At 40.5% G+C, this 10091-nt stretch carries 11 protein-coding genes; 7 read left to right on the forward strand and 4 right to left on the reverse strand.

Features of this window, described 5'->3' with window-relative positions:
• Nucleotides 1-407: 407 nt before the first annotated feature.
• Complete coding sequence (locus GNE10_RS05950) at nucleotides 408-608, reverse strand: heavy-metal-associated domain-containing protein (protein ID WP_185564080.1); 201 nt, start codon at nucleotides 606-608, stop codon at nucleotides 408-410.
• 278 nt (nucleotides 609-886) lie between these two features.
• Between GNE10_RS05950 and GNE10_RS05955 the strand changes: the two genes are divergently transcribed.
• The 4 genes from GNE10_RS05955 (at nucleotide 887) to GNE10_RS05970 (ending at nucleotide 4712) form a co-directional block, all read left to right on the forward strand.
• A complete protein-coding gene (locus GNE10_RS05955) occupies nucleotides 887-1858 on the forward strand; it encodes a threo-3-hydroxy-L-aspartate ammonia-lyase (RefSeq protein WP_185564081.1) in 972 nt (323 codons plus the stop codon).
• Nucleotides 1859-2022: 164 nt separating this feature from the next.
• Nucleotides 2023-3333 (forward strand): amino acid permease, encoded by a 1311-nt coding sequence (locus tag GNE10_RS05960; protein WP_397324954.1) that lies wholly within the window; start codon nucleotides 2023-2025, stop codon nucleotides 3331-3333.
• A 71-nt stretch (nucleotides 3334-3404) separates the two neighbouring features.
• Nucleotides 3405-3950 carry an RNA 2'-phosphotransferase gene (locus GNE10_RS05965; RefSeq protein WP_099067548.1) on the forward strand — a complete coding sequence of 182 codons (546 nt, stop codon included), beginning with the start codon at nucleotides 3405-3407 and terminating at the stop codon, nucleotides 3948-3950.
• 489 nt (nucleotides 3951-4439) lie between these two features.
• Nucleotides 4440-4712 carry a GlsB/YeaQ/YmgE family stress response membrane protein gene (locus GNE10_RS05970; RefSeq protein WP_099067571.1) on the forward strand — a complete coding sequence of 91 codons (273 nt, stop codon included), beginning with the start codon at nucleotides 4440-4442 and terminating at the stop codon, nucleotides 4710-4712.
• Nucleotides 4713-4874: 162 nt separating this feature from the next.
• Here the strand turns inward: GNE10_RS05970 and GNE10_RS05975 are convergent, their stop codons facing one another.
• Entirely contained in the window at nucleotides 4875-5057 is a 183-nt protein-coding gene (locus GNE10_RS05975) for a CsbD family protein (protein ID WP_073642970.1), read from the reverse strand.
• 302 nt (nucleotides 5058-5359) lie between these two features.
• On the opposite strand from GNE10_RS05975, the gene GNE10_RS05980 reads away from it, so the two are divergent.
• On the forward strand, nucleotides 5360-6247 hold the full coding sequence (locus GNE10_RS05980; protein WP_099067561.1) for a TIGR02587 family membrane protein: 888 nt from the start codon (nucleotides 5360-5362) through the stop codon (nucleotides 6245-6247).
• Entirely contained in the window at nucleotides 6244-6642 is a 399-nt protein-coding gene (locus tag GNE10_RS05985; RefSeq protein ID WP_185564083.1) for a TIGR02588 family protein, read from the forward strand. Before GNE10_RS05980 ends, GNE10_RS05985 begins: the two co-directional genes overlap by 4 nt.
• Before the next feature lie 214 nt (nucleotides 6643-6856).
• On the opposite strand, the gene GNE10_RS05990 is transcribed toward GNE10_RS05985, so the two are convergent.
• Nucleotides 6857-7753 (reverse strand): alpha/beta hydrolase, encoded by an 897-nt coding sequence (locus GNE10_RS05990; RefSeq protein WP_185564084.1) that lies wholly within the window; start codon nucleotides 7751-7753, stop codon nucleotides 6857-6859.
• A gap of 196 nt (nucleotides 7754-7949) precedes the next feature.
• Here GNE10_RS05990 and GNE10_RS05995 point away from each other — a divergent pair, with 196 nt between their 5' ends.
• Entirely contained in the window at nucleotides 7950-8405 is a 456-nt protein-coding gene (locus GNE10_RS05995) for a helix-turn-helix transcriptional regulator (protein ID WP_185564085.1), read from the forward strand.
• A gap of 138 nt (nucleotides 8406-8543) precedes the next feature.
• On the opposite strand, the gene gatA is transcribed toward GNE10_RS05995, so the two are convergent.
• On the reverse strand, nucleotides 8544-10004 hold the full coding sequence (gene gatA / locus GNE10_RS06000; protein ID WP_185564086.1) for an Asp-tRNA(Asn)/Glu-tRNA(Gln) amidotransferase subunit GatA: 1461 nt from the start codon (nucleotides 10002-10004) through the stop codon (nucleotides 8544-8546).
• Nucleotides 10005-10091 lie beyond the last annotated feature (87 nt).

Genomic DNA, 10091 nt, shown 5'->3' on the forward strand with positions numbered 1-10091 from the left:
ATTGAAAATTTAGTGTGGGTCTTAAAGGGTGAGCGAAAAAAGGTGTGGGGAGTGTGGGAAGTGTGGAGGGTAATTTTTTGGATACTTAGCTAGAAATCCCACACAAAATTTCGTTCACCCGGTCTTAAACCCAATTGTTCAGACGCTCCTACGTCGCTCTAAGCGTTCGCGTAGCGTCTCTAAGAGTTTCTATGCCGCAGGTTTTACGCTACACTATCCGCCAGTCGTACAGAATTCCCAAGCTGAATTCTGACGACTGACGCCTTTATTCTGTTCAATAACCAATTCAAATAATTCGTAACCTGGAATTGAATTAGTTGGGTTTTAAATTCCCAACTAATTTAAAACCACACATCGAAGATTTTAGCCTGGTGTGACCCAATAATTACGAATTAGTAATTAGTTGCTTAATAGCCTTCTATTGTAAAACCAGCAGATTGAATTATCTGTTTAATTGACTCTTCAGAAGCTGCAGTGTCTACAGTTACGGTTTTTGTATCAACGTTCACATCTATTTTGGCATCAGATTCCATAGTCTGAATAGATTTAGTTATTTTCTTGGCGCAATCATCACCTTTAAGATTGGGAATTTTCAATTGAATTGCCATTCCTGACCTCGTTAACTTAACTGGAATTTCTCTTTTGTAAACATAATAAAGGTTGAAATAGTAAGCACACATCTTACCGCAGTGAGGTAATTGAGCATCCTCAAGATAGTAATCAATAATCGCTATCCTTCAATAGTTATACTATTAACTGATTTTAGTTTTTCCCTTACACGTTTTTTCTTTCCCATATTAAGAGTTCCCTTGTCTTCACAGAAAAGCTTTCTTAACCCAAGCGTATTGATATATAAACAAGAGCAAGAATATTTAAGCTATCATCAATGCCAGAACATAACTTTGTCACCATAACCGATGTCCAAGCAGCACAAGCGCGCCTTTTGGGAATTGCCCACCGCACACCCGTGCTGACTTCTAGAATTGTTGACCATCGCACTCATAGCCAAGTGTTTTTTAAGTGCGAAAATTTTCAACGCACCGGTTCGTTTAAATTTCGAGGTGCATACAACGCCTTAGCGCAACTATCGCCAGCACAAAAACAAACAGGCGTTATCGCTTATTCATCGGGAAATCATGCCCAAGCCATCGCCTTAGCTGGACAATTACTAAATATTCCCACCACCATTGTTATGCCTGAGGATGCACCAACTGTTAAGCAAACTGCCACCCGCAGTTATGGTGCAGAGATAATTTTGTACGATCGCCAAACAACAAACCGGGAACAATTAGCCCAAAATTTAGCAAGCGATAAGAATCTCACACTGATTCCGCCATACGATCATCCCCATGTGGTTGCAGGACAAGGTACAGCAGCTTTAGAACTAATTCAAGAAGTTGGGGAATTAGACTTGGTGTTAGTTTGTTGTGGCGGTGGTGGCTTACTTTCTGGTAGTGCGATCGCCACTAAAGCACTTTTACCTGATTGTAAAGTCATCGGCGTAGAACCCACACTGGGCGACGATGCCACCCGTTCCTTTCATAGCAAAACCCTGCAAACTGTCAAAAATCCCAACACCATAGCTGACGGTGCGCGGACTCCTAGCCTTGGTCAAATTACTTTTCCCCTAGTTTTGCACTACGTCGATGATATGGTGACCGTATCTGAAGAAGCAATTCTTCGCACCATGTTTTTCTTGTGGGAACGTCTGAAAATCGTCGTTGAACCCACCGGAGTACTAGCCGCAGCCGCCTTACTCGAAGGTATAGTCACAGTACCACAAACCAAAATTGGTGTCATCATCAGCGGTGGAAATGTAGATTTGGCACAAGTTGGTAAATTGTTTTCTCAATCTTAATCAAGGGATTGGGGAGATAGGGCAGGGGAAAATAATAACTCCCCAGTCCCCCTTGTCCCCTAAAATCTGCCCAAAAAAAAGTAAATCAGAGGTTTTTGCTAAAATTGTTTACACATGTTAATATTTCATCCTTAATTTAGGTGCAATTACTCAATATGACGCTCATGAAGGCTGTTTTCAAGGATTCAGAGCAAGTAACTCGGTTCTTTTCTCACCTTCAATTTGATGGTGATAAACTCAATCATCAGCCAGGGAGTGTATTGGGAAGTACAGCGTTGATTGCGGGAACTACGGTAGGTGCTGGGATTCTCGCTCTACCAGCGGTTACTTTGCCGTCGGGTATCATACCGTCAACATTTGGGTTGATTGCTGTTTGGCTGTACGCTTTAATTTCAGGTTTGTTGATTGCGGAAGTCACTTTAAATACCATGCGCCAAGAAGGGCGTTTGGGTATAAGTCTGTTAGGAGTTGTGGAGAAGACTCTGGGAAAGGTGGGGGCGCGAGTTGCTAGCAGCGCATATTTGTTTATGCACTATGCTCTGTTGGTAGCATACATTACCCAAGGCGGAGAGATTTTAGGAAATGCGATCGCAACTTTTTGGGGTATGCAGAACTTATTGCCTACATGGGTGGGTACAACGGCTTTCACACTCATCTTTGGTGGTGTAATGTATGTCGGGCGAGAAAAGTTTGTTGAAAAATTAAACAGCGTCTTTGTGGGAATTGTTATTGTTTCTTTTTTGGGACTTTTATTGCTAGCAGGAGGACAAGTTAAAAGTAGCCAATTTTTAACTCAGAACTGGAGTGCTTTGGGTAGCGCAGTTTCAGTTATGTGTGTAGCAATGTTTTATCAAAACATTGTACCGGTGGTGGTGACGCAACTAGAAGGAGATGTCAGCAAAATTCGCCGGTCTATATTCATTGGTTCTTTGATTCCTTTAATCATGTTCTTGGCCTGGAATGCTGTAATTTTGGCAAGCGTCAGTCAGGATGTTCTACACAGCACATCTACAGGCAAAAGTTTTTTTGACCCACTAGAGATTTTGCGAGCCGGTGGTGCAGGAGAATGGTTAGGGGTGCTAGTATCAGTGTTTTCGGAGTTTGCCATCGTCACATCATTCATTGGATTTGTATACGGTTTATTGGATTTGTTCAAAGATATTTTTGTAATTGCACCGGGTAAAGTCTTTACTCGCCTACCTTTATATTCGCTAGTTCTTTTCCCTCCCATGACTTTTGGTACCCTCAATCCCACCATCTTTTTTACTGCCCTAGATTACACAGGAACATTCAGCATCTCAGTTTTGGGTGGAATTATTCCAGCATTAATGACTTGGAAACAACGTCAAAAACAAAAAAATTCCCATAGCATCCATCAGTCACTCGTTCCTGGTGGGAAGTTGACACTAATTGCCATGATTGCAGTGGCATTATTCCTGATGGGCGGACAAATTATGTCAGTTTACACAAATTAAAACTCTCAATCAAAATTGTGATGTAGTATATAAACATAAAAATGTAGTATCAAAATCCCAACCACAATCAAATGAGTGATTCTCGGCTCATCAAAATCAGCAAATATCTCAGCAAATACCTGCGACATACACCAGATGCAATTGGAATTGAACTGGCTCCCGGTGGTTGGGTTGCTGTTGATAAACTACTTACAGCTTGTGCGAAAAACAAGTTTCCCATTAGCCATCAGGAATTACAGCTAGTAGTTGCATCTAGCGATAAACAACGCTTTTCTTTTGACTCTACAGGTACTCTGATTCGTGCTAATCAAGGACATAGTGTAGAAATTGATTTGCAATTGGAACCTGTTGTTCCCCCAGAGCAGCTTTATCATGGTACGGGACACAAATCTGTAGAGTCAATTCTGAAAACAGGACTTTGCAAAATGTCGCGTCATCACGTTCATTTATCGAAGGATATTGCCACAGCCCAGAACGTGGGAGCAAGACATGGAAAACCAGTGGTTTTTATTGTAGATGCTGCGGCAATGCATAAGGCTGGTTATCTTTTTTATTGTTCTGATAATGGTGTTTGGTTAGTGGATAGCGTACCACCTGAATATTTACAAAGAATTTGAAATCAACCCAGGTAGGGATGTAGGGTAAAGGCATTAAAGCTTCTGGCGTTGCAATACGGTTCGGATAAGCAGTATGAAGTTCCCTTGTGGTCTGGGAAAAGGTTAAGGGGTAAGGGGATTTGGATGTATTTGAAACCTTTACCCTTTCCCCTTTCCCCTTTCCCCTTTAACCTAACCGTATTGTCTGGCGTTGGATGATTGAAGTATAAATCAGGCGGCCGCTTTAACCTTGCAAGCCTGTGGCGATCGCACCACCACGGAGACTAAAAACTTCTGCGATGTCTTCTCTAAAAGTCATGAAACATTTATAGCAGAAAATTTGGTATAAATTGCTGATACGTCACACTGTTGTTAACACAGTTGACGTATTTAATTAATTTGGAATTCTCAATTCTATATTCGTCTTAAATACCTATATCTTATGGTAGAAGGAAAACAGTATTGTAATTTCTAAGCTAGTTATTAACTTTTCTGATGGATTAATTTATGCTGAACATTATTGCTTGGATAATTCTGGGTTTGATTGCTGGAGCCATAGCAAAAGCTATCTATCCCGGTCGTCAAGGTGGTGGAATCATTGCAACTATGGTACTCGGCATTATAGGTGCTGTAGTTGGCGGAATATTAGTTACTCTTTTAGAGACTGGTAGATTTCAATTGGCTGCCGCATCCCTGAGTATCCCTGGTATAATTGTTGCCGTCATTGGTGCAATTATCGCTATCTTTATATGGAATTTAGTGTCTAATCGTGCTACTTATTAATTGAATCAAATCGCTAGAAAAATTCTAATTGGAGCTAAGTTGTTAGCTAATTTTGCTCAAATAAAAAAAAACTCCACTTTATTAAAGTTAGTGGAGTAGTTAATGTTAAAATACCTGAAATGAATCTGCACTAAAATTATGAATTACATTGCATAAACTAGACTAGCTTAAAGCTTTCTTGATCTCATCTTTGATGTTTTCTACAACGTGAATACCTTGGGCTTCGGCTTGCTTTGCTTGTCCTTCAGCTTTATCTTGGGGATTACCAGTTACTTCACCCACAATCTCTTGAATTTTTCCTTCTATATTTTTTGCAGTCGCTTCAATTCTTTTTTCGGCACTCATGGTTTTATCTCCGGCTTGCAGTTAGTTAAGTTACTACTAAATGTAATAGCAATGTATTGTTTGTTACTTCCATCAAGGGAGAGAAAAATGATGCCAAGTATAGTATCTTAGGATGGATGCCAAATGGTGCAACACCCCATAGTCTAAAATGTAGGTGATGGATAATAGAGAATTTATATATTTTGAAGAAAAAGTCACGATACAATCAGCAAATAGATATTTAGGGGCGTACAACCATACGCCCCTATCGCTTTGGCAATTTTCATTGAAAGCAAATTTTCACAACAAAGGAAAGTCAAGGAGTGGCAACAAAACGTCATAAAAACATCTGGAAAAGCGAAATTAATGACATCATTCGCGGTGCGTGTGGAGGTTTTTTATTTGGCATACCTTTACTGTACACAATGGAGGTATGGTGGATTGGATCGCTGGCAAAACCACAACTGATGATGATGGCCATCGCCCTGATGTTTATTGTGGTTTTCTTGCTCAACCAAACAGAAGGTTTTCGCAAACGCAGATATACTTGGGAAGCTCAACAAGCTGCAATGGATACTGTAGAAGCAATGGCCATTGGAATAATTTGCTCTACCTTTGTGCTGCTACTATTGCGAGAATTAACCCTAGAAACTTCCCTGAGAGAATCTTTAGGTAAAATTATTTTTGAAAGTGTACCTTTCACTCTTGGCGTAGCATTAGCCAACCAGTTTTTGGGAGACACTAGAAACGGCAATGGCGACGAGGAAACAATACCTGGCAAATATGATAAAGCTAAGAAAAACGAAAGCGAAATAGATGCCACTTTAGCAGATATAGGTGCAACTTTAATTGGTGCGATCGTTGTTGCATTTAACATTGCCCCAACAGATGAAATTACCATGTTAGCAGCCGCCGCTTCACCGCTTTGGGAATTAGCAATTATCGCTGCATCTTTGCTGATTTCTTATAGCATTGTATTTCAAGCAGGCTTTTCTGACCAGCGAAAGCGAAGACAGCAAAAAGGAATTTTCCAAAGACCATCTAGCGAAACCATCATGTCTTATCTAGTATCACTACTAGCAGGTGCTTTTATGCTCTGGTTCTTTCAAAAGTTGACTTTTAGCGACCCCTGGACAATGTGGTTAGACCACACCTTAATGTTAGGTTTACCTGCGACTATTGGCGGCGCAGCTGGTAGGTTAGCGATATGACTAAAACAGAACAAAAACCAAAGCGTTCTTTTGCTGAGTGGGTAACATTCACTATTGCCTCGTTTATTCTAGCCATCATTGTGAGTTTAGTGGTTTATACTTGGCTCAATGAAAAAAACCAACCTCCTATTATTTCTGTCAGTAAAAAAGAGACGATCCGCGAAATTAATGGGCAATTTTATGTACCTTTTGAAGTCGCAAATACTGGAGGAGGCACAGCCGAGTCAGTTCAAATTATTGCTGAGTTAGTAATTGATGGCGAAGTTGCAGAATCAGGAGAACAACAAATTGACTTTTTATCTAGTCGAGAAACAGAAGAAGGCGCATTTGTATTCAGCCAAAACCCCAGCAAAGGTAAATTAAATCTACGTATTGGTAGTTATAAATTGCCATAATGCAAGAGAATTCAGGAGTCAGAATTCTGAATTCTGAATTTTTAATTTTCATCCTCATATTAGACCTGTTGCATAGACTTTTTGCATAAGTCGGGGAAAGGGGGAAAGGTTTGGTATTTTCCCTTTCCCCAATAAAGATGCATCCCTTTGACCACAAGAGTCCAAAAAGCACTTTTGCAAGAACTCTATTCAATAATGCCTAAAATATTAGTATTTATAGTTTATCTACTGCTAAAATTTGTTTAACAAAAGACTCTATCCATTGCAAATATTCTGAACCTCCTACTACTGCGGTATTATTATGCTCCGCAGTTGGAACTAAAAATAGTTGCTTTGGTTCGGGAGCAGCAGCATAAAGTTTTTCGCTCATAAAAGAAGGTACAGCTGAATCAGCAACGCCATGAATGAATAAAACAGGTATTTTTAAGTTTGGCAATTTTTTAATCGATTCAAATCGCTGTGTCAAAATTAAATCTACAGGAAACATCCAAAATTTTTTTCGATAAGTAATTAAATCGCGGATGGATGTAAAAGAGCTTTCCACGATTAAACCAGCAGCTTGTGGCTGTTTCACTGCTAAATCGATGGCTATTGCACCCCCCAAAGAATGACCATAAATAAAAATTTGCCTGGGTGAAATTTGTTGTTGCTGTACCAAGTAATTCCAAGCTGTGGCCGCATCCTCGTAAACCCGCTTTTCATTGGGAAAAGAACCTCCACTGAGGCCATAACCCCGATAATCAATTAGTAATACCGAAAATCCTAACTGATAAAATCGATTGGCATGAGCTACATTTGCGCCAATATTAATACCGTTACCGTGCAAATATAGCAACACCTTGGCATTTGGTTGCTTAGTTTTTATCCACCAACCATGAATGCGTTCTAACTTACCTGTTTTTGCAGCTACAGGTAACCAAACTTCTTCGTAAGGGAGATTAAAAAACTCCGGTGTCTTTTCAATCACAGGAGTGGGAAAGAAAATGAATCGAGTTTGACTGATAAAAAGAAATAGACAAATGCCCAAGTAACTAAATGCCGTAATTATCCCAGCCCAGAGTAGCATTCGTGTAAATACTGGTATTATAAATTGCAGTTTGTCACTTTTCATTCATCCCCGATTTTCTTTTTTTGAGTGTATATTATAACAAAAAAAATACTGAATATAACTGCTTTAGCATTTTAAAATGCGCGATTAAGCCATAACGAAAAAAATTTATCTAAAAATCAAATATTTAGTAAATTTACGTATGCAAATTTAAGTCTTCATCAATGAAAGTAGAGTTAGTCCATATCAGGAGAAGACTGTGACACCCTTAAACGAAGCTCAACTAGAGCAACTAAAGGAAATCAGCACACACTTGCGACAAGTGAGGCAACAAAAATCCATACGCATCGAAGAAATAAGTGAAAAAACAATGATTCGATTAGGCGTTTTGGAAGCATTAGAACATCAGCGATTTGAAGAACTACCAGAGCCTATTTTTCTCCAAGGATTTATCCGTCGTTATGGAGATGCCTTAGGCCTAGATGGAAATGCTTTATCGCACATGCTGATAGCGAATGTTGTCCGCCAAGACCCTAAAAATACTCATAAAAATTTAGATAAAAAACGCAATACATATATACCTCTTCTTATTACCTATATTTTATTATTACTAAGTGCGTCTGTTGGTCTTCTTCATACACTTAATCCACGCCTGACAGCTGAATCAGTGACTCCAGAAGATAACAATCAACAGTCGATAGTTAGTAATCAGTGAAGGCAAACAGGGCATGGGGAAAGGGAAAGGGGTATGGTTCGACAAGCTCACCAACCGGGGAAAACGGGAAAGATTAAATTTATTCCTTTTCCCTTTAACCTTTAACCTTTTCCCCTACCTCATGCCCCATGCCCATTTTTAAGATATTTGCGGTTTACGCAGATGCCAATTGGTGGATTGCTCATAAGCATGAGCTACCTGAAAAAGTTGGTCTTCTCGTAGTACATTACCAATTAGCTGTAATCCTATGGGTAATCCTCCATCGTCAAAACCACATGGCAAGCTGATGCTAGGTAAGCCAGCAAGATTGACGGGAATAGTCATTAAGTCATTTAGATACATGCTCAAGGGGTCAGTAGTTTTTTCCCCTGCTTTGAATGCTGTTGTGGGAGATGTGGGACAAACTAACACATCAACTTTACCAAAAGCTTTTTCAAAGTCTTGCTTAATCAGTGTCCGGACTTTTTGAGCTTTTATGTAATAAGCGTCGTAGTAGCCAGCAGAAAGGGCGTAAGTGCCAATCATAATCCGGCGTTTGACTTCTGTGCCAAAACCATTGGCACGGGTACGGGTGTACATCGATAGCAGATTATCGGCATCAGCGGCTCGATAACCGTATTTAACGCCATCGTAACGAGCTAGGTTAGCTGAGGCTTCCGATGGAGCGATGATGTAGTAAGTTGGCAAGCCATAACGAAAGCGCGGACACGAAATTATATGAATTTCTGCTCCCAAGCTTTGTAGTTGGTCAACAGCTTTGGTAACAGCTTGTTCTACTACAGAATCTAGACCTTCGCCAAAAGTTTCTTTAATGATACCAATTCTCAGTTGGCCTCTTGGTTTAAAGTCTGGTTTTAAGTGAGCAGCGTAGTTGGGAATGGAAACTTTGAGGCTAGTGGAATCTTTGGGATCGTAACCTGCGATCGCACTCAATAATATCGCAGCATCTTCTACTGTGTTTCCAAATGGCCCAATTTGATCTAAAGATGAAGCATAAGCCACCAAACCATAACGCGAAACCAAGCCATAAGTTGGTTTCATTCCCACAACACCGCAAAAAGATGCAGGTTGACGAATGGAACCCCCAGTATCAGAACCGAGAGCAACCACACATTCTTCGGCTGCTACCGCAGCAGCAGAACCACCAGAAGAACCACCAGGAACTCGTGACAAATCCCAAGGGTTAGCCGTAATTTGGTAGGCAGAGTTTTCTGTGGAACTACCCATCGCAAACTCATCTAAATTAGTTTTACCCACCATCACCGCTCCAGCATCAGCCAGTTTTTGTGTCACTGTTGATTCATAAGGCGGCACAAAATTTTCTAAAATCCGGGAGCCGCAGGTGGTGGGAATGCCCTTGGTACACATATTGTCCTTAATCCCCACTGGAATCCCTGCTAGCAGTCCGATTTGTTCTCCAGCAGCGATTTTGGCATCCACAGTACCCGCCTGCTCTAATGCCCGTTCTGCCGTCACACATAAAAAACTGTGCAGTTTCGGCTCTAACGCTTGAATGCGCTCTAAAGCTTCTTGGGTAATTTCAACAGCAGAACGTTCTTTTTTTACTAGCTGTTCGTGCAACTCGCGGATGGATGCCATGATTGCTCTCTTTGTGACTCAAGTCCTTGATTTTAGTACATATTGAATGGATTGGGGAGTGGGGGATTGGGGAAAAACCCTTCGGGT

Source organism: Nostoc sp. 2RC (genome assembly GCF_014222165.1).
GTDB lineage: Bacteria > Cyanobacteriota > Cyanobacteriia > Cyanobacteriales > Nostocaceae > Nostoc > Nostoc linckia.

What these genes read in the sequence shown, in the direction of transcription:
- GNE10_RS05990 (WP_185564084.1), bottom strand. Translation starts at nt 7,753, where the DNA reads ATGAAAAGTGACAAACTGCAATTTATAATACCAGTATTTACACGAATG.
- GNE10_RS05955 (WP_185564081.1), top strand. Translation starts at nt 887, where the DNA reads ATGCCAGAACATAACTTTGTCACCATAACCGATGTCCAAGCAGCACAA.
- gatA (WP_185564086.1), bottom strand. Translation starts at nt 10,004, where the DNA reads ATGGCATCCATCCGCGAGTTGCACGAACAGCTAGTAAAAAAAGAACGT.
- GNE10_RS05965 (WP_099067548.1), top strand. Translation starts at nt 3,405, where the DNA reads ATGAGTGATTCTCGGCTCATCAAAATCAGCAAATATCTCAGCAAATAC.
- GNE10_RS05950 (WP_185564080.1), bottom strand. Translation starts at nt 608, where the DNA reads ATGGCAATTCAATTGAAAATTCCCAATCTTAAAGGTGATGATTGCGCC.
- GNE10_RS05975 (WP_073642970.1), bottom strand. Translation starts at nt 5,057, where the DNA reads ATGAGTGCCGAAAAAAGAATTGAAGCGACTGCAAAAAATATAGAAGGA.
- GNE10_RS05985 (WP_185564083.1), top strand. Translation starts at nt 6,244, where the DNA reads ATGACTAAAACAGAACAAAAACCAAAGCGTTCTTTTGCTGAGTGGGTA.
- GNE10_RS05960 (WP_397324954.1), top strand. Translation starts at nt 2,023, where the DNA reads ATGAAGGCTGTTTTCAAGGATTCAGAGCAAGTAACTCGGTTCTTTTCT.